Consider the following 19,455-nt stretch of genomic DNA (forward strand, 5'->3'; position numbering starts at 1 on the left):
ACCCGCGACCCCCACCATGGCAAGGTGATGTTCTACCACTGAACTACTTCCGCATGTCGTCCTTGACAACAGAAATAATAATATCAAGATTTCTGCTAAATGGCAAGGACTTTTTGCAAAAAAATTAAACTAAATTCTAAAAGCCTCGACAACCTCCGGCAGCACACGATTTCCGGGCGCCTTCATTTTCATCCGATCAAGACAGTGTCACCGCTTTTCGGCTAGAAGTCCATAATTCGCAGACTAGCCTGCCATTGGGCGGTAAAGTCGGCTCGCTGCTACTCGTTGATCCGCTTGTTTCTGACCCCCACCGCCTGGTTGAAGTAGGTAACGCCGTTGCGCTTTAGCGGTGGATGGCTCCCGTGAAGGTGGCCATAGAAAACATCCTTGACGTTGCCCATCGACTCCAGGAGCTCGCCTAGCCGGTCACTGCCCATCATGGCGTTGATCATCTGGTAGAAACGTTCTCGCCGGGGCGTTTGCACCGCCGCCGGACGTGGCGCTAGCAATTCATGTTGAGGGGCAAAGTGGGTCAAAAAGAGCACCCGTTTCCCCGCATCTTTAGCGGTGACCAGCTGATCCGCCACCTGGTCAAGGACGCCCTGCATTCGCTCTTGGTCGTCCCCTGGCTGGTCGATCTCGCTATCTAGCCAGTAGACCCGCTTCCACTGACGAACGGCGGCCGGATCGTCACGATAAGCAGAAAAGGAGTAATCATACCAGCCGTTATTGCCGACCACCCGCCAGTCCGTCCCCGCTAAATCGACGGAGCGCCGGTGCAGATAACCGGGATCAGCCAAGTGTTCGGTCAATTCAAAGGGCGCGTGTTGGAGAAGGTCATGGTTGCCCGCAATGTAGTAAACCTGTACCCGGTTGGCCAGCCGGGTACGAAGCGCCGTCATGTAGCGCCGGGTTTGATCAAAATCATTAAACAGGTCTCCGGCGTAAAAGTAGTACTGGACCCCGCGTGCTTGCAGGTATTGGACCTGCATCGCCAGTGCCTTTTGTGGCTCGACCTGATTGACGTCGAGATGATTGTCACTGCTGATTGCAATTCGTACCATTTTCGTTTCCTCTCCAAACAAAGAAAGCATCCCAGACTTGGAATGCTTTTCATTCTACCAACTTCAATTAACGCGTCAAGAATTGCATTCGGGCCCCGATGATCTTATTTACGGCTGGTACCCCATCCTTGACGTGGAGGGCCTTGAATGGGAAGGTTGCCCGATAGGTTACTACCCCGGGATCCACGGCCTTTTTCAGCGAATCAATCACTGCCTCAGTGGCTGTTGAGCCCGTCACCAGTTGGGTGAAGACACCTGGCAGGTTAACTTGAAGGACTTTGGATAAGAAGGCCAACTCAGGTAGCGGCAAGGGCTGGACCCCAACCTGATGAAACTCGTTGCCAGCCTTCACAAAGACGACCTGGTACAAGCCAGGATTGCCTTGCTCCATCACGGCGTTGCTAGCTTGGTCACTTACTGACTGGAATTCATAGTCCGGCAGCTCGGCAGGATAGCGGATCGCCGTCGACTGGTAGTTAAGCTGTTCAGGAGAAAGCAGGTTGGTCGTCGTCCCGAGCGGGTAGGCATACTCGCCATCGAAAATGTAGTTAAAGGCCACCAGCTTGGCCGCCCGGCTATCCAGCTGCGGCAATCGATCATCAGGAAGAATAATCAACCGGCTGTCGAGTTCCGTCTGGGTTAGACTAGCTAAAAGTTGAGTATATGAGGCTGGCACAAACAGTAGTTGCGGCTGCTCCACCTTCAAGAGCTGGAGGATATTTTCCGGAGTCGGCGGTTCCAGGTAGCGTTTGTCGCTCAATTCCCCCACCAGGGCCACCGAGCTCGGGTTAGTGTCAACGATCACCGTATGGTACCCTTCCTCACGCAGCTGTTTCATCATGGAGGCGACAAAATAGTCCCCGGCATTGCTGAGCCCCAGCCGCAAGCCGCCGGTTCCAATCACCAGGGCACTTGGCTGGGCCGTCTTGGTCCCTTCATTTTCATCTTCCAAGGCCGAATAAAAACTGCTGGTGTGCTGGTCCAGCTCGCCTGCAGAGGGCTCAATTTCCTTGTACTTGGTCGTCAGCTGGTGATCCACCAGCATCTGGTAGATCCGGTGCGGCGTGGTCTTCCACAGCCGCGCGATCAGCTGATTGCTCAGCCCGTATCCCTTGGCCTTGATCAAGACCGGCTCCTTATTTGGATTGTCAATAATCTCCCTGATCAGAAGCCGCATCTGGTTAATCTGGTCGAAGTAGAAGGGATCGATCTTGGTCATCTCCGTCAGTTCATCGACGGAATATCCCCGATCCATCGCTTCGATCAGGACAAACAGGCGGCCAGCCTCGGGGTGTACCAGTTTGACGATTAATTCGTCATCTGAAAGCTTCTTCTGGGCCGCCAGGTGGAAGTCAGCGGGTTCGCGGTAACGGGACTCGATGGCCTTAAAAAGCGCCTCGATCGTACTCCGACCAACCCCGAAGACGGTTCCGACCGACTTCTTCTCGGTTCCTAGCAGACGACTGGCCTCGGGAATCTCATCAAATCCCCAAACCGGCACCCGGGCGGCGATGTGGTCCATTGTCGGCTCAATCAGGGCGGCATGGTGGACGTAGTTAGGTCCTAAGTCAATGTCCCGCAACAGTTTACCGGCGTAGAGCTGGGCACAAACCTTGGCAATCGGGTAACCGGTCGACTGCTCGACGAAGGAAGTCATCCGGTCAAAGTAGGGACTGTTCTTGATGACGTAAAACTTATCATTTTCGGGGTTCAGGGCAAACTGCACGTGGTTGATGCCGACGATCCGCAGTTTTCGGGTAATCGCAAAGGCGGTGTCCCGCATGTCCTGAATCTGGCGATCGAGGAGGGTTTGCGGCGGATTAAAGGCCACTGAATCACCGGCGTGAATTCCAATCGGATCCATGTCCTCAATCATTGAAAGCATCATCAGCGTGCCTGAGGCATCGCGCTGGACGATTACTTCAATTTCCTTATACCCCGCCAGGCTCTGCTGGACCAGGACTTGTTCGGCCCGGGATTGGCTGAGGCAGCTCTGGACGGCCGCCGCCAGTTCCCGCTGGTCGTGGACGATTCGCCGAGTACTGTTGCTCTTTGGCAAAACAGACCGGATGATCACCGGGTAGCCCAGTTTGCGGGCCTCCTCGAGGGCATCCTGGTAGTTGCTGACCGTCACCACCGACTTCATGGGTGCGTCCATCTTGTGAAGGGTCCGACTGAGCAGGACCGGGTTATTGACCTGGCGGATTGTCGCCTCGGGGACCCCCAGCAACTTGATGTCCAGTTTCTGGATAATCCCCTTCTCCAAGAGCTCCTGGGTCAGTTCAAAAGCCCGCTGGTTACCCAGGGTCGGCAGGATGGCCTGCGGGTGGTAACGGTTGATCAGCGTGACCAGGTTTTCCACGTTTAGCGGACCGATACAGGCGTGATCAACCGCCGCCCGGTTCTCCAGGCTGACCGAAAACGGGTTGTCATCGGCGAGGATGGTCGTGATGCCAAGATGCTTAAAGGTGGTCGTGATCTGGTAGGTCGCAGCATCAAGCTCATCACCGTGCTGGACGTCGTTAGCCCCGGCACCGATCACCAGGACCGATTTGATTGCTGGCGTTGGCATTAATGACGCATCTCCTTTCGCTTCATCATATCAAGAAACTCGTCGAACAGGCCATCCGTCTCGTCCGGACCCGGTGCGCCATCGGGGAAGAATTGGACCGAGAAGGCTGGGTAATGCCGGTGACGAAGGCCCTGAATACTGTTGTCGATCAAGTCGACGTAAGTGATGAACAGCTGAGAACGGTCAACCGTCTGCGGGTCGATGTGGTAGCCCTCGCCCTGGTTAGCGTAGACGATATGGTCGGTGATGATCTCCTTCAACGGGTGGTTCATCCCGTGATGTTCGACCGGATCGCGTTGAACCTTCGCTCCATTGGCAATCGCAAACAATTCGTGACCCAGGCCGATCGCAAAAAGCGGCACCTTGGTCTGAATCTTTTGGATCATCTCCAGAACCGAGCGTTTAATGCTGTTCGGATTGCCAGGACCACTAGACAAGACGACCCCGTCTGGATCCAGGCGCAAGATCTCCTCCGCGCTGGCAGTATATGGCAGGACCGTAACGTTACACTTCCGCCGGCTGAGCTCCCGCAAAACCCCGTTTTTCAAGCCAAAGTCAACAACCACGACGCTCATCCCCACCCCAGGGTTCGGGTAGGGCTTCGGTGTAGCTACCTGCGCGACCTGCTGGTTAGTCAGCACTGTCGCATGGAGTTGGTCGAAGGCGTGGTCGTCGGGAACCGGCACAATGCTCCCTTTCAAAGGCTTCCCGGCGTCGCGCAGCTTATGAATGACCGCCCGGGTATCGATATTGATGATTCCCGGAATATTCATCTGCTTAAGGTAGCGGTCAAGGGTCTGTTGCTGGGGATTATCGGCGCCGACATTTGACAGTGAACGCACAATAACCCCCTTGATTGTTGGTACAATCGTCTCGTAGATATTGCGTTGGATGCCATAACTCCCGATGTTCGGCTGGGAAAACACCACGATCTGGTTATTGTAGATCTGGTTAGTAATGATCTCCTGATAACCAGTCATGCTGGTGTTGAAAACTACCTCGCCAAAGGTAACCGCGGGGGCCCCGAAGCCCTCCCCGGCAAATGTTGTTCCATCTTCAAATATTAGGTATCGTGCTGTCACTTTATCACTCACCCCAAATAGCGTTTCCATGTCCTATTATGCCGTACCCCGGCACAATTTCAAGAATTTAATTATCAATTTTATCAAGCTTGTCTAGCATTTCTCGGAAGTATGCCGGCAGGGGAGCGGTAAACGTCAGCTGCTTGCCGGTCCGGGGGTGTTTGAAACCCAGCAGACGGGCGTGCAGGTACTGGCCGTTGCCCGGCAGCGTCTTCCGAGGGCCATAGAGTGGGTCCCCGGCCAATGGGTGGCCGATATACTTCATATGGACCCGAATCTGGTGGGTCCGCCCCGTCTCTAAGCGACAAGACACCAGGGTATAGTGACGGTAACGCTTGAGGACCTTAAAATGCGTAACCGCGTGACGCCCATCAGCGACTACCGCCTGCTTCTTGCGATCCTTTAGGGAGCGGCCCAGCGGTGCGTCAATCGTCCCCTGCTCCTCCTTGATTACCCCGTGGACCAGGGCCACGTATTCACGTTCATTGGTCTTGGCCTTAAGCTGAGCAGCCAGGGAACGGTGGGCCATGTCGTTTTTCGCCACCATCAATAAGCCCGAGGTGTCCTTATCGATCCGGTGAACAATTCCCGGCCGGAATTCCCCGTTGATGGTCGACAGCGGCGAATGGTACAGGAGGGCATTGACCAGGGTGTGATCGGGGTGTCCCGGCGCAGGATGGACGACCATTCCCTGAGGCTTGTTGACGACGATCACGTCATCGTCTTCGTAAACAATGTCTAAGGGGATGTCCTCCGGTACCAGATCGATCTTCTTCGGCTGCTCTGGGGTGATGGTAACCACGTCCCCCACCGCCAGCTTATACTTGGGCTTAACCGCCCGGTCGTTGACCTTGACGTGCCCATCCTCAATCCAGCGTTGAATCTGCGAACGGGAAAACTGGGTGAAGTGGTGACCGAGCTGCTTGTCAATTCTCCCCGTCAGCTCATCTGTGATTACCAGTCGTACTGGTTCAGTCATTTTATTCATCATCCTCCCGTAAAATTGCAATAATTAAAATCAATACCCCGATGGTCAGGCAGGAGTCCGCCACGTTAAAGACCGGGAAGTTGATAAAGAGCAGTTCAAACATATCGACGACATACCCGTTCACTAGGCGGTCAATGAAGTTCCCCAGGGTTCCGGCAAGGATCAGGGCCAAGCCAACCATCAGGGGGACCTGGTGCCGCCAGCGGACCATTAGGTAGACGACGATCAGGATTGCCACCACGGAGATGATGGCAAAGAACCACTGCTGCCCCTGAAGGATGCTCCAGGCCGCCCCATTATTGTGGAGGTTGGTAATGGCCAAGAGTCCGGGCGCAACGACGTGACTGGCTCCCAGGGTAATCGTGGCCGTCACCCAATGCTTTACCAGCTGGTCAATGGCCACCAGGGCCACGACTAAAATCAGGCTGAGACTAATGGTCACGAGCATTCCCCTCCATCTGATTCTTGAGGGCCAGTTGCAGACGCTTGATGGCCTTCTCGGTAAAGGTGAAGTTCAAAACCTCGCCGTTAACCGTCATCGTCACCGTGTGCTTAGTGAACCGGGGCTGGCGAATGTCAGCCAGCGGGATCATCAGGTAGTCGCGTTGCAATAGCCGGCTGAACACCAGCTTAGTCGGGGTGATCAGCACGGTCCGCCGCTTGATCTCCAAAAATGTTAAAATAGCAAAGACCACAAAGAAGGCTGCTGATATCCATTGGAAATGGGTAATCTCAAGCCAGATAATCAGGCCGGCCAAGAACAACAGGAAGGTCCAGCACCAACTGATGATGGTCCCGGTCAGGTCCGGCTGATAAAAATAACGGGTCTCTTCTTCCATAAAATAAACTCTTCCTTTCAAAGCGAGGTAATCTTAATGTTAAAACTATACACTGACGCCGCCAGCAAGGGCAATCCCGGCCCAACTGGTCTCGGCGCCTTGGTCATCGCTGACCACCAGCAGTACCAATTGACTGCTACCCTGGCGTGTGCCGACAACCACCACGGTGAATTCGCGGCCGCAAAGTTTGGCTTTCAATACCTATTGGAGCACTTTGGTCCACAGCAAACGGTACTATTCTACACCGACAGCCGGGTGCTTAGTGACGCAATCGGGAAAAATTATACAAAACATTACCAAGCTGAACTAGCCACTCTCAACGAGCTCATCGGCCAGTTCACCACCGTGATCACCCAATGGATCCCTGACCAGCAGAATCATGGGGCCCATCACTTAGCTAACCAGGCGCTACGGTCACTCGAATAGGTTCTACTGATTATATACGTAAAATAGTGCCATTAACATCACATGGCAAAACCCATTACATTATATCATTTCTGTCCCTTGTTCAGCAGCCATCGATAATCACCAAAATAAGGGAGTACGGCAATTTTGCTTGTCGTGCTCCCTTATTTCTTCCTGTTGCCCACGTTGAGGCGGGAAGGGTAATCATATGAGGCATTATCTGGATGTCAGTACTCAGCCTTATGCCTCTGCCGGGGTCATCACCAGCAGGGCCATCTTATAGTCCTGGTCCGCTTTCACCGCGTGCCGGGCTCCCTGCGCCATTTTCAGTGCCGCATTGGTGCGTAAGACTTTGGGGGTTCCTTCGTAGTTGACCGTTCCCTGCCCAGCCAGCGCAAAGATCAGCGCGTTTCCGGGGGCCGAGTGTTCAGCCAGCTTGGTACCGGCGCCTAACGCCATCAAGGCCAGTTTGAACGCCTGCCCAGTAACCAGGTCGCAGTTAATAATTTTCCCCTGCTGGTATGGAATGAGGTCGGCCACCTTAAAGACCTTGCCAGGTTGGATGAGCGAACTCAACACGGCATCTTGCGTGAAGCTGATTTCCGTGTAGATACAGTCCTTGGCTGCTGCAAGGGCCACCGGCGTGTCTTTAGGGGTCACTAAACTGTCCCCCTGCTGAAGTTCGTGCTGGTCGTCGGCAATCGTGACGGTCAAACGCCCTTCTTCAACGGTAATTAGTTGATAGCTGGCATAGCGGGCCGCGCTGATGCTGGTGTTGGCCGCCAGTGAAAACGTGGTACTCGTCACCTGATCATTAAATAGCTGGTTAGAAATCGTACAGCCCTTGACAACCGGATTATCCTTAACCAGGTCCGTGACGGTTCCTGCTGGAATTGTCATAATAAAACCTCCTCGTTTGTCTTGTCACCAAAAATTATATATGATCAATGGTAAAATACCTGTTGCCACGGCAACAAGAATTAAAAAAGGAGGTGGCTAGTGATGACCACCCTTTGGCAAAACAACGACCTCTTCAACAATCTCGGGCCCGCTGAAATCCCGGTGGCCCTGCAGTTTCTCCACGCGCACAACAGACACTACGTCAAGGGAGAGGCACTGCAGACGATCGGTGCACCCTTTCGTTCTGCCGGAATCATCAACAAAGGCCAGGTTGAAGAATCCTGCATCATCGAAGACTTTAACAAAATCCGTCTTCACCAATTCTTTGCGGGTGAACTGTACGGGGCCGCCTTTGCCATTGAGCACGTTGCCAGCCCGATCCAACTGATCGCCCAGAGTGACTGCGACGTCGTTACGCTTGACTTACGAGCCCTGTTTAACCCCAGGGAACCGCTGCCCGCCTTTTACCACCAGCTAATGCAAAATCTAACCCGCCTCTTGGCCCGGCAGAACATCCATGACACCATTCGCTTGCACATTGCTAACCAGAAAACAATTCACGATAAGCTGATTGTTTACCTGCGCCACCTCCCCAGCGCTCCCGATGGCTACCAGCACTTGCCGCTTAGTCAAACCGGGTTAGCGGCCTTTCTGGGTGTTAACCGTAGCGCACTGGCACGAGCCATCAGCAGGATGAGAGCGCATCACGAAATCGAAGTTCACGGCAACAAGGTCAAACTATTGCCAGCAAAATTTCATCATGATTGAAACCGTGCCACTTCCTTAATAATGGAAAGGTGACATTCTCGCAGCCGCGCCTTAAAATAAGGTAAGAACAAACGCACTCAGTTACTAAAGAAGAAACGGATGAGCAACATGGATTCAATCACCGCAGTTCCCCATTCCAAGGCCGTGGTCGTCCTTGTCCACGGGATGCAGGAATACAGCAATCGCTATCAAGTCTTTTGCGACTACTTAAATAATCATGGCTACAGCACGATTCGTTACGACCTGATCGGTCACGGGCAGCACCTCCCGGCAAAGCTCAAGGGTTACTTTGGCTTCAAGGGCTGGCATAATTTCATCACGCAGCTGCGCCACTATGTTCGGCTAGCCCACACCCGCTTCCCGGGCCAGCCGGTCATTCTTTTCGGTCACTCGATGGGAACCATCATCATCCGCAGCTACATCCAGAAATACAGCAACTTCGACGGCCTAATCCTATCGGGAGCCCCCTTTTACAATCCCTTGTGGGCCGCGGGTAAAATGCTCAGCGCCGGCATTGTGCGGATCAAGGGTGCCAGAAGCAAAAGCCGCTTGTTGGACAAGCTGACCACCGGCGGCTTTATCAAAAGCATCCCCCATCCCCGAACCAAGCTAGACTGGCTCAGTCATAACCCGAAGAACGTCCAGAAATATGCTGATGATCCCGATTGCGGCTTCTCGTTCACCAGCCAGGGTTACAACGACCTGTACGAGGGGATGCGCGAGGTCGGGCACTTGCGCCACTTCCGCAGCCAGCACCCGGTCCCCATCCTGTTTTTGACCGGACGCGACGATCCCTGTGCCGGCAACAAGGGCCAAGTCCAAGAGACACTAAAAACGCTGGTTAAGGCCGGCTACCACGATTTAACCAAGCACCACTACCCACGAATGCGACATGAAATCTTATTTGAGGACAAGTCAATGGTAGTTAAGCACGATATCGTTGACTGGCTGGACCATAAATTTGCTTAGATTATGTTGAAAAGTGACCAGGAAAACCCTCCTGGCCGCTTTTTATGTCTCTTACTAAATCTCGATTTAAACTATCAAGTTTAAGCATCGATCACTATTCAATCTAACTCTTTTACCTTTGTCATGGTTCAAGTTACAATAGAAGTATCTTAGGAAGGAAGCGATTCCATGAAGAAAATCGTTGTTTTAACCGGTAGTCCCCACCATCCAGGGACCTCAGAAAAGTTAGCCGATGCCTTTGTCAAGGGCGCCCGGGAAGCCGGAAACGAGGTTTACCGGTTCGATGCTGGTCGCCGAATCAATGAATTCTCATTAATCCAGCTTCAGGATAACCAACCTGGTGCAGAAGTCGAGGTCGAACCGGATGACGTGATCAAAAACGAAGTGATGCCGAAGCTGCTCGATGCAGACATCGTCGTTCTCGTCAGTTCACTCTACTACTACGGGATCAATGCGGCACTGAAGGCAGTCATCGATCGCTTCTACAGCTATAATCACGAGCTGCACGGCGGCAAGAAGGTCATCACCCTGGTATCCGGCTATGGGCAAGAGGATGCCTTTGCTTCCATGAACCTCTATTTCAAGCAGCTCTTCAATTATATGCGCTGGGAACAAATTGGGAGCGTCCTCGCTGCCGACTCATGGAACACTGAAAAACTGGCTCAGCACGCCGATGAAGCATACCAATTAGGAAAGAGCATTCAATAGAACAAGTAGAAGATCTCTCACAGAAATGTGGGAGTTTTTTGTTACCCCGGCGTCAACTTAAAAATGGCATTGATTCTCATCAATACCACTTAACTGCTATTCTTTCCGGCGCAACCAGCCAAAGAGCCGGTGACGCTGGTTCTGTCTTTCCTGCATCTCAGTCAGCTTAGTGATCGCCTCGCTCATCCGGGCCTCGGTATCAACCTTACGGGCATCACGAGCCACCTGACTGTCGTTATAGCGTTGCTCCAAGGTATCACTATTCAGCCACCGGTCGAAGTTCTTTACATCAACGATAAAGCCGGTACTAGTATGCTGGTAGCTGATCCGGTACTTCCGCGGCAGGTATTGGAAATACCGGTCCATCAGCATCGACCCGCTGTTCCGAGCCGTGTTGTCCGAAACCTTGTTGAACAGTTGCTTGTTGATCTGAGCCTTCAAGCGACCGTCCTGCTGGACAAACATGATGTCCGTCCCGACCTCCGCCTGGTTGATCAGCATCGTCCAGTCGTTGCGGCCGACAAACAAGGAGTAGTCGTAATTGTCCTTGAAGTAGTCCTGGACCTGGTCAAACATTCCAAACTGGTCCATCGCCTGCTTCAGGACGTACTTGATCGGGTATAGGAAATCGCGTTCGATTTGTTTCTCCGTGGCTGGCGAGACATCCGCAAAGAACTTGGCCAATTCCACCTGGCAATAGCGATAAAGCTGATCATTAGCCCGGCCGAGCAGTTCATTAAGTTTCTTCTCCCGTTCACTCTCTTCCCCAGCAAACGTCGACTCAAAGCTGAGGTACCAGAGGCGCCGCATTATCTCAGCCTTCAGGGAAAATTGTGATCTGGTGTCACCCTCACGGCGGTTCATCGTGAAGATAAACGACGGCAAAGGTTGAGTCAGATTACGGTTGTTAGTGGTTTCCTTAATGAAGCGGTCAAAGTACGGCCGCGTCGTCAGGTCGGGACTGATGTCGTCGATCATCATCGGGTTAACCGGACCGCTGTACATATAATCGTTTAAAACGTTGGTAATCGTCATGTTGATGTTGGACTTCCCCAGTGCGTAGTTTTTGGGATCAAACACCCCGCCGTCCAGGAAGTTGCCGCTTCCGGTCAGTTTGGCCGCCAAACGTTTCCCCAGCGTCGACTTACCGGTTCGCCCCTGCCCAATCAGAGCAACCCCTAGGGGAACATCCTCCCGCGACCGGGCGCTCGGCGACAGCTCATACATATTCCGGATCTTCCACAGCCACGGTGCCTCGAACAGGAAGCACATGAAGTCGCAGGCCTGCCAGCCCTCGCCGACCTCCTTATAGTTATCGTACTCGTGGGCAATATCAGAAAACAGTTGCAGTTGCTTCTTGAGATTTTCACCGGCGAGGTCTGACTTGATCACTGCCGACTTAACCTGATCCCCGATCCGGGGTGCCTCGAACAGTTGCCCATTGTTATAGAAAAGCACCGGCTTCGGATAGAGGTCTTCCTCGTGCTTGATCTTTCCAGCAGTGGCGTTATTCTTTGAAACGTGCCTTACGACCTGGGTCAGTTCATATAGACTTTGCCCGATGTTATCCAGCTGGCGTTTCTTGTATCCGGCATTCCCAAAAAGCTGGACAACCTGGGTGACACTTAGCCGTTCCCGTTCGGATAACTTTTTTAGTTCCTCATCGGAATTATATTCGTCCCGATATTTCTTAATTTCTTCTGCCGGCAGGACGACGACATTCTTGTCACCATCATCCTTATTCTTCAGCATATTGGCAGCATCGGTATAGACGCTGACCTGCAGTTGCTCCGTGTTCTTGGCCTGGATGAAGCCGGCCATCTTCTTGGCGTCCAGGTAGGTGGCGGCCCGGGCGAAGTTATCGTCAAACATCTGTTGGTGACACTGATAGAGCGGATCTTTCTGACTGCCATAGTCACCGGCCAGCTGTTCGACGTTGTGATGCAGAGCAGCTTCGGTAAGGTTCATCGACCCGGACAGGGCCAGGTAGTCGTGGTCGTTGGTCAATAGGTACATCTTGGTGTGAATCAATTCGCGCTTGGTGAAGTACAGCTTGAGGGTTCCGTCCAGGATACGTTTGGTAAATTCGCTCTGCTGGTGCTCGTAGCCATACTGGACAAACTGGTTCCGGTCCATCAGCTGGGCCAATTGCTGGCCGATCGAGGCAGTCCCGTTGTCACTCAGACCCAGAATGAGGGTTACTGATTGGTAGCGGGGCAACAAGTACTTTTCAATGAATTTGATTGAGGAAACAAACGATACTCCCCGGAACTCGGTTGCATCTTTAATATGTTCATCCGTAAACTTCCAGAAATCGGCATCGGTCACCAGTGTTTGCCTGGTGTAATCTAAAATGTCTAGCATCCCCACGCCCCCCTTTTTGGTTAGGTATGTTACCGTATGAATTATATCATGGGATAAGAGCCCTTACTAAAGGATAAGCATTCAGTTAGACTAATCGTTCTGTTTCTGCTCTACAAGTAACTTTTATGTTCCTTCTGTCATGTTTTAAAACGAAAAAATCCCCTGCCACGTCAGCCGTAGCAAGGGATTTATCATTTTAGCGTTTCTTTTTGCCCCAGTATTGGAAGAGGTCCGTCCGCAGGGCCCCGTTGTAAAGCTTGCGCCGCTTGGTAGCCTTGGCACCATAGTACTTCTCAAACTCCATGTCAGCGGTCAGGATGTACTTGCTCCAGGTCGTCAGCGGCCGGTAGAGGTCCCCCATCTGCCGGTACAGCTCGTGGACGGCTTCGTGGTCGCTCAGTCGCTCCCCGTATGGCGGGTTGGCCACGATGACTCCATTGATCTCGTCGGTCCGCCAGTCTTTGGCGGCCAGCTGCTTGAACGTGATGTCATGCGTCAGCCCCGCCGCCCGGCAATTCTCGTTGGCGATGTCAATCATGTTCTGGTCAATATCGTAACCATGAATCTCCAGTTCAACATCGTAGTCGGCTTCGGCGTCCGCCTCATCACGAACCTCGTCAGACAGACCGTCCGGGGTCAGGTTGGTCCACTGCTCACAGATGAAGGAGCGGTTGATCCCCGGCGCAATATTGTGCCCGTACAAGGCTGCCTCGATCGGGATTGTTCCCGAACCGCAGACCGGGTCGACGAACGGGTTGTCCGGGAACCAGTGAGCCAGCATCACCAGGGCCGCCGCCATATTTTCCTTGAGCGGCGCGCCACCCTTGTTCTTCCGATAGCCACGCTTAAACAGTCCCTCGCCGGTAGTGTCCAGGGTCAGCATCACGTGGTCCTTGTTGATGGCCACCTCTAGTGGGTACAGGGCCCCCGTTTCCGGAAGGCGACTCCGCCGGTGGTAGAAGTGGCTTAACCGTTGTACGATGGCCTTCTTCACGATCGCCTGAACACTCGGAACGTTGTGCAGCTGAGAGTGGTGGCTCTTCCCTTCGACTGGGAACTGGGCATCGACCGGAAGGAGGTCCTCCCAAGGCAGATCATTGGTCCGGTCAAATAGCTCTTCAAAGCTCCGCGCATCGAACTCGCCGACCACAATCTTGACCCGGTCGGCAGTCCGGAGCCAGAGGTTGGTGCGCAGGACGTCCTTCATATCCCCCTGGTAGCGGACCCGGCCGTTCTCGACCTGGGTATCATAGCCTAGCCGTCGCAACTCCTTGCCAACCAGGGCCTCGATGCCGGCCGCCGCCGTGGCGATCAATTGATACTTTTCCAAATTTAATTTCCCCTTTAATTCACATTACTATCAAATATTTTACCATAATAAAACGGCAACGTGATCAGCCGCCACGTTCCCGCCATTAGAATTAATAGTTATCTTCTTGCATTGATTCCGGCCAGCCGTCGAGGGCCTGTTTAACGTCTAACCCCTCCAAAACCCGCAGGTCGCCGCTGTCCAATTCAAAGTCAAAGAGGTCTAGGTTCTCCGCCATGTGCTTAGGGTTCAAAGACTTTGGAATCACCACGACCTGTTCCTGGTTAAGAAAACGCAAAACAACCTGGGCTGGGGTCCGGTGGTACTTATCGGCAATTTTAAGCAGCTCCGGGGCGTCCATGAAGCCCGGTTGGCCCTCACCCAATGGAGCGTAGGATTCGTGAACAATTCCCCGACTGGCCAGGAAGGCGTGCATCCGCTTCTGTTGCCAACGCAGGTGCGTCTCGATCTGGTCGACCATCGGCACCACCGTCGAGTTATCAATGATCTGCTGGACCTGGGCCGCGTTAAAGTTGCTCAAGCCGATTGAGCGCACTTTACCGTCCTGGTAGGCCTCTTCCAGAGCACGGTATGTCTCCAGGTCATTGCCAGTTGGCCAGTGGATCAGGACCAGATCAAAGTAGTCGTTGTTGAACCGACGCAAGGACTCATCCAGTCCCCGCTTGGTTTCCGCGTAGCCGCTGGTCTGCACCTTGGTGGTCACGAAGACTTGTTCGCGAGCAAGCCCGCTCTCCTGCAGGGCCGCTCCAACCCCGTCCTCGTTACCATAGTATTGGGCCGTATCGATCAGCCGGTAACCGGTACGCAGGGCCTGGAGAACGTTGTCCCGGGTCTGGTCAGGCGCCACCTGGTAGGTTCCGTAGCCCACCATCGGCATAACCACGTCATTATTCAAATGTACAGTATTCATCCATCATCACGTCCTTGATCGTCATTGATAGCTTTATTATACTCCTATTTTAATTTTTAAAATAAAAAAACCCGGACGAATCCGGGTACCTGTTTGCAAGCATCTGTAGGCCATGTTTTGTCGTAGAACCACCACCAGGTAATGATGGCCCCGAGGTAATCATCTATCTCAGAGTAAAAACTCTCCCCTGGAATCACTTCAAATTCGTTATCCAAAGCTCCCCTACCGTAGTTTGGGTTTACCGCTTGAGGGGTTTACCGCGTTCCACCAGATCAGTTTCCCGACCTGTATCGTCACTGTGGCACTTTTCAGGAATACTCGGGCATCGCCGAAGCATTAGCCGTTTTTTCCGCCGTCACCGAAGAATCGGTGCCCCGCCTTATTTTTTCAGCGAGCACAAACACTACAGGCATCGCAGCCTGTGCGAGCATGGACCTTCCTAACACAACAAAAGCTGTGCTCAATTACCCAAAGCTTGCAAATTTATTCAATTTTAGGTGTATCTTATAGCAGATGAGAGTCGTCTTGACCGTTGCCCTCATTAATCTGAGAGCCGAAGACCCGTCGTTCAAGGTTGGACAGTCGCTTCAAAATATCCATGTTAGTAGCATTTGAAACTGGCTGTTGGTTGCTAGTGTGAGCATTCATCGTAGAACCCACCTCAACTTGACGATTCAATTCGTCAACCTTGGTCCGTAAACGTTCATTTTCGTTGTTTAAGCGGTCAAGCTCTTTGTTATAAGTGTCGTAGTCTTTGATAACATCGTCTAGGAAGGCATCAACATCAGCCTCATCATAGCCCTTACCAATGTTCTTTTCCTTAAACTGCTTATGCAAGATATCTTGCGGCGTAAACTTTATGCTATCCAACTTAAACACCTCAATCATTTAGCTATCCGTGACACAACAATTATTTTACCAAATCCAGGCATAAATTCAAGGGTCATTTCTGATTTTCTTCGTGTTGTTCTTCTTGGTACTCAACAGCGGCCTCCTGAAGCTCGTCAAAATCAATCAAGCTGATAGAATAATCCGCCTGTTCTTGGTAACGTTGCGCTTGCCGGTAGTCGTACTTCGGCTTACCCTCATATTCCGGATCATACACCATCAGCAAGGAATCCGTATGGGTCAGCATGAAGTGCTGGTAGTTCCGCAACTGCTGCGGTGACTGGTAGGGATGCTCCGTCACCGGTGCAGAAAAGTCAACCTTAGTTTTAATCACCGCCAGTTTTTCCTGGTTGGCTTCGTTCCACCGCTGGTCAAAGGCCGTATATGGCTCCATCAAAGCCAACCTGAGCTGGGAATAATCTTCCTTTAATGCCAAGCCACACTCCAAGGCCCATCGCTCAACCCCCATCTGCGGGCCCGAGATCAGCCAGCACTCTTCAGCGTCTTTCTCAAGATAATTCTTCAAATGCTCGGCCAGAACTTTTTTGATGACCTTGACCTTAGGGTCGCTGTCCTTAAATACATTCAATTCATAGCCGCGATAGCCGGTTACCCATAGACGTCGCACGCGTGCCACCTCCGTAACATTTCTGTATCATTATTTTAACCGACATTCTGGTATAATATAAGGCTAGTTAGGAGAGTGATGCAAAAATGAATATTCACTATCCCAATGGCCAGCACCCGCGGCAAGTATACCATGCCAACCGTGATTTGCCGACTCCCCACCAATCGATCTATGCGCGGCGGGGAATGTCGCTGGAGGATGAAATTAACCATAGTAATCAATATTACCTGGCCCGCCACATTGCGGTAATCCACAAGAAGCCAACCCCCATCCAGTTGGTTAAGGTCGATTACCCCAAGCGAAGCGCGGCGGTGATCCGAGAGGCCTACTTCCGACGCCCTTCGACGACTGATTACAACGGAATCTATAAGGGACGCTACATCGACTTCGATGCCAAGGAAACGCGCAACCGCCGTTCCTTCCCCCTCAAGAACTTTCATCCCCACCAGATCAATCACATGCGGGAGTGTGTCAAACAGGGCGGGATTTGTTTTGCCTTCATCAAGTTTACCGATCTGGACCTCGTCTATCTATTACCTGCAACAATTCTATTTCATTATTGGGACGAGCGCGATCAGGGTGGCCGCAAATCAATTTCGTTAACTGATATTCAACGATGGGGATTCAAAATCGAATACCAGCTTAACCCCCGCCTACCATACTTAAAGGCAGTCGATCAGATTATCGCTGCCGAACGCAAAGGAGTTTATCATGACAAGTAATGATCAACCAACTCGTAGTGACCGTCACAGGGCCGACTACGACGATTATGACGATGATGAACCACGCCACGGAGGACTTTTTAAACGAATCCTCCTCTGGGTTCTCGGTATCATCGTCCTACTGTTCGTTGCAGGAACCGCCCTCTTTTTCTACTATGCTTCCAGCGCGCCACGGATCAGCCGGAGCGAATTAGCCGGGCAGAACACCACGACGATCTACGACGACCAAAACCGGGTCATTTCACGGCTCGGAGCACAGAAACGTGAATACGCTAAGAGCGATCAAGTACCCGAAAACCTCAAGCACGCGGTCGTCGCAATTGAAGACCGTCGTTTCTACAAGCACCACGGGGTCGACCCAATTCGGATCATGGGGGCGGCCACGGCCAACATCTTCGGTCGTTCTGCCGGCATGCAGGGTGGTAGTACCCTGACCCAGCAGCTGGTCAAGCTGTCGGTCTTTTCAACCGCGGCCTCTGACCGGACCTTTAAGCGTAAGGCCCAGGAAGCCTGGCTCGCCATCAACGTTGAGCGACACTTCAGCAAGAATCAGATCCTCAACTTCTACATTAATAAGGTCTACATGGGTAACGGGGTCTACGGAATGCAGACCGCTGCCCAATACTACTATGGTAAGGACCTGGATGAATTGGACCTCGCCCAGCTGGCCCTACTCGCCGGGATGCCGCAGTCACCGACCTACTACAACCCACTGGCCAGCACCACTAAGTACGCCACCCAACGGCGAAACGAAGTGCTGAACGCCATGGTCCGTAGCAAGTACATCAGCCAAGCCCAGGCCAACCAAGCCGCCAGCGAGAGTGTTACCGACGGCCTTGACCCGGACCACGGAAACACTTCTAACAATGGAACCGGGGTCAAGGAAAAGGTGATTGATTCCTACGTCAAGCAGGTCCTGGCCGATCTGGAAGCCAAGGGCTACAACCCGTATAATGACGGCCTGAAGGTCCACACCAACCTTGATCTTGACGCCCAGGAACACCTTTACAACGCTGCTAACAACACTGTTTCCTTCCAAAGTGATCAGATGCAGACCGGGGTGGCCGTCACTGACCCACACAACGGTCAAGTGGTTGCCATGCTTGGTGGTCGGCACACCGGTAATGTTGTCTATGGCCTTAACCGGGCCGTCCAGACCAACCGGAGTTCCGGTTCCACGGCCAAGCCACTGATGGACTACGGCCCGGCCATCGAATACCTGCAATGGCCAACCTTCAAACAGGTTCAGGATACCCGCTTCGTCTACCCAGGTACCAATAAAGTTCTGCGGGACTTCGATAACAAGTACAAAGGTACCATGACCATGCGCGAAGCCCTCGTTCAATCACGGAACGTGCCAGCCATCCGGACCCTTCAAGAAGTCGGGATCAAGCGGGCTACCGAATTTGTCAACGGTCTCGGGATCTCCCAAAAGGATCCTTACACCCTGCAAAGCGGGATTGCCCTCTACATCTCTCCACTGCAGATTTCGGCTGCCTATGGGGCCTTCGCTAACGGCGGGACCTACTACAAGCCGTACTACATCAGTTCCATCACTACCCAGGATGGGACCGTCAAGCAGTTCAACCCTAAGGGTAAACGGGCAATGAGCAAGGCAACGGCCTACATGATCACCGAAATGCTCAAGGGGGTCTTCAACTCCTCTGAACAAGGTAGTGCCACCGATGCCAAGCTCGACGGGGTCAACCAGGCCGGGAAGACCGGGACGACCAACTATCCATCCGGCACTGGTCACTCCGGCGCCATGGACTCATGGATGGCTGGTTACACCAAAAACTACTCGATCGCCGTTTGGACCGGGTACGATCACCCAATGCAGTCTCCAGGACTCAGCGACCAGGGTACCAAGTCCGCTATTCTCTTGTACCGGGACCTGATGGAATACCTTGATAGCCAAAACCACGCAAGCAACTGGTCAATGCCCGACACGGTGGAAGCCGTCCGGGTCAACGGCAAGCGGCAGTTCGTCATCAAGGATTCCAAGTGGGCGCTCGAATACGCCGCGGACGATAGCGATGACGACAGCGATCAGGATACTAACAGCAGCTCCTCTGCTTCCAGCTCTAGCCGGAGCGAATCCAGCAGCGAGCGGAGCAGTGAGAGCAGCAACAGCGGTGCTACGGAATCTTCCTCATCCCGGAGTACTTCCTCTGCTTCCTCGTCAGCGGCAAGCAGTTCTAGCGCACCGGCCGCTTCTTCAAGCTCCGCGCCCGCTGCTACCCAGCCAGCTGGCAATGATAATAATGGTCAGTAATAAGCGCCACTAAAAGGCCGTTCACGCAACGTGAGCGGCCTTT

Annotated in this window: 18 protein-coding genes and 1 other RNA gene; 6 read left to right on the forward strand and 13 right to left on the reverse strand. The window is 52.9% G+C overall.

The window, feature by feature from the left end; translation table 11 throughout:
• Positions 1-278: 278 nt before the first annotated feature.
• From ACI31J_RS00665 to ACI31J_RS00690, 6 genes are all read right to left on the reverse strand, one after another.
• Positions 279-1,064, reverse strand: a complete 786-nt coding sequence (locus tag ACI31J_RS00665) for a metallophosphoesterase (RefSeq protein WP_439772547.1) — start codon at positions 1,062-1,064, stop codon at positions 279-281.
• 67 nt (positions 1,065-1,131) lie between these two features.
• Positions 1,132-3,636, reverse strand: coding sequence for an ATP-grasp domain-containing protein (locus ACI31J_RS00670; protein WP_439772548.1), 2,505 nt, complete (start codon positions 3,634-3,636; stop codon positions 1,132-1,134).
• Positions 3,636-4,718, reverse strand: coding sequence for a carbamoyl phosphate synthase small subunit (locus tag ACI31J_RS00675; protein WP_439772549.1), 1,083 nt, complete (start codon positions 4,716-4,718; stop codon positions 3,636-3,638). Before ACI31J_RS00675 ends, ACI31J_RS00670 begins: the two co-directional genes overlap by 1 nt.
• Positions 4,719-4,785: 67 nt before the next feature.
• Positions 4,786-5,697, reverse strand: coding sequence for an RluA family pseudouridine synthase (locus ACI31J_RS00680; protein ID WP_439772550.1), 912 nt, complete (start codon positions 5,695-5,697; stop codon positions 4,786-4,788).
• Position 5,698: 1 nt separating this feature from the next.
• On the reverse strand, positions 5,699-6,142 hold the full coding sequence (gene lspA, locus ACI31J_RS00685) for a signal peptidase II (protein ID WP_439772615.1): 444 nt from the start codon (positions 6,140-6,142) through the stop codon (positions 5,699-5,701).
• Positions 6,138-6,545, reverse strand: coding sequence for an EbsA family protein (locus ACI31J_RS00690; protein WP_439772551.1), 408 nt, complete (start codon positions 6,543-6,545; stop codon positions 6,138-6,140). Before ACI31J_RS00690 ends, lspA begins: the two co-directional genes overlap by 5 nt.
• A gap of 36 nt (positions 6,546-6,581) precedes the next feature.
• Between ACI31J_RS00690 and ACI31J_RS00695 the strand changes: the two genes are divergently transcribed.
• Positions 6,582-6,971, forward strand: a complete 390-nt coding sequence (locus ACI31J_RS00695) for a ribonuclease HI family protein (RefSeq protein WP_439772552.1) — start codon at positions 6,582-6,584, stop codon at positions 6,969-6,971.
• A gap of 219 nt (positions 6,972-7,190) precedes the next feature.
• On the opposite strand, the gene ACI31J_RS00700 is transcribed toward ACI31J_RS00695, so the two are convergent.
• Positions 7,191-7,850 (reverse strand): cupin domain-containing protein, encoded by a 660-nt coding sequence (locus ACI31J_RS00700; RefSeq protein ID WP_439772553.1) that lies wholly within the window; start codon positions 7,848-7,850, stop codon positions 7,191-7,193.
• Between the two features lie 102 nt (positions 7,851-7,952).
• On the opposite strand from ACI31J_RS00700, the gene ACI31J_RS00705 reads away from it, so the two are divergent.
• From ACI31J_RS00705 to ACI31J_RS00715, 3 genes are all read left to right on the forward strand, one after another.
• A complete protein-coding gene (locus ACI31J_RS00705; RefSeq protein ID WP_439772554.1) occupies positions 7,953-8,618 on the forward strand; it encodes a Crp/Fnr family transcriptional regulator in 666 nt (221 codons plus the stop codon).
• 99 nt (positions 8,619-8,717) lie between these two features.
• Positions 8,718-9,587: an alpha/beta fold hydrolase gene (locus tag ACI31J_RS00710; RefSeq protein WP_439772555.1), complete on the forward strand. Its 870-nt coding sequence runs from the start codon at positions 8,718-8,720 to the stop codon at positions 9,585-9,587.
• A gap of 168 nt (positions 9,588-9,755) precedes the next feature.
• Positions 9,756-10,295 carry a flavodoxin family protein gene (locus ACI31J_RS00715; protein WP_439772556.1) on the forward strand — a complete coding sequence of 180 codons (540 nt, stop codon included), beginning with the start codon at positions 9,756-9,758 and terminating at the stop codon, positions 10,293-10,295.
• A gap of 96 nt (positions 10,296-10,391) precedes the next feature.
• Here the strand turns inward: ACI31J_RS00715 and ACI31J_RS00720 are convergent, their stop codons facing one another.
• The 6 genes from ACI31J_RS00720 to ACI31J_RS00745 form a co-directional block, all read right to left on the reverse strand.
• Positions 10,392-12,659 (reverse strand): phospholipase D family protein, encoded by a 2,268-nt coding sequence (locus ACI31J_RS00720; protein WP_439772557.1) that lies wholly within the window; start codon positions 12,657-12,659, stop codon positions 10,392-10,394.
• A 196-nt stretch (positions 12,660-12,855) separates the two neighbouring features.
• On the reverse strand, positions 12,856-13,989 hold the full coding sequence (locus tag ACI31J_RS00725; RefSeq protein WP_439772558.1) for a THUMP domain-containing class I SAM-dependent RNA methyltransferase: 1,134 nt from the start codon (positions 13,987-13,989) through the stop codon (positions 12,856-12,858).
• A 91-nt stretch (positions 13,990-14,080) separates the two neighbouring features.
• A complete protein-coding gene (locus tag ACI31J_RS00730; protein WP_439772559.1) occupies positions 14,081-14,899 on the reverse strand; it encodes an aldo/keto reductase in 819 nt (272 codons plus the stop codon).
• 101 nt (positions 14,900-15,000) lie between these two features.
• Positions 15,001-15,375: RNase P RNA component class B (rnpB, locus tag ACI31J_RS00735), an RNA gene on the reverse strand.
• 28 nt (positions 15,376-15,403) lie between these two features.
• Positions 15,404-15,769, reverse strand: coding sequence for a cell division regulator GpsB (gene gpsB / locus ACI31J_RS00740; protein ID WP_439772560.1), 366 nt, complete (start codon positions 15,767-15,769; stop codon positions 15,404-15,406).
• 73 nt (positions 15,770-15,842) lie between these two features.
• Positions 15,843-16,415 (reverse strand): DUF1273 domain-containing protein, encoded by a 573-nt coding sequence (locus ACI31J_RS00745; protein ID WP_439772561.1) that lies wholly within the window; start codon positions 16,413-16,415, stop codon positions 15,843-15,845.
• An 86-nt stretch (positions 16,416-16,501) separates the two neighbouring features.
• Here ACI31J_RS00745 and recU point away from each other — a divergent pair, with 86 nt between their 5' ends.
• Complete coding sequence (gene recU, locus ACI31J_RS00750) at positions 16,502-17,137, forward strand: Holliday junction resolvase RecU (RefSeq protein WP_439772562.1); 636 nt, start codon at positions 16,502-16,504, stop codon at positions 17,135-17,137.
• A complete protein-coding gene (locus tag ACI31J_RS00755) occupies positions 17,127-19,412 on the forward strand; it encodes a PBP1A family penicillin-binding protein (RefSeq protein WP_439772563.1) in 2,286 nt (761 codons plus the stop codon). The genes recU and ACI31J_RS00755 overlap by 11 nt, the downstream gene beginning before the upstream one ends.
• Positions 19,413-19,455 lie beyond the last annotated feature (43 nt).

Origin of the sequence: Limosilactobacillus sp., assembly GCF_051873075.1 — a bacterium.
GTDB lineage: Bacteria > Bacillota > Bacilli > Lactobacillales > Lactobacillaceae > Limosilactobacillus.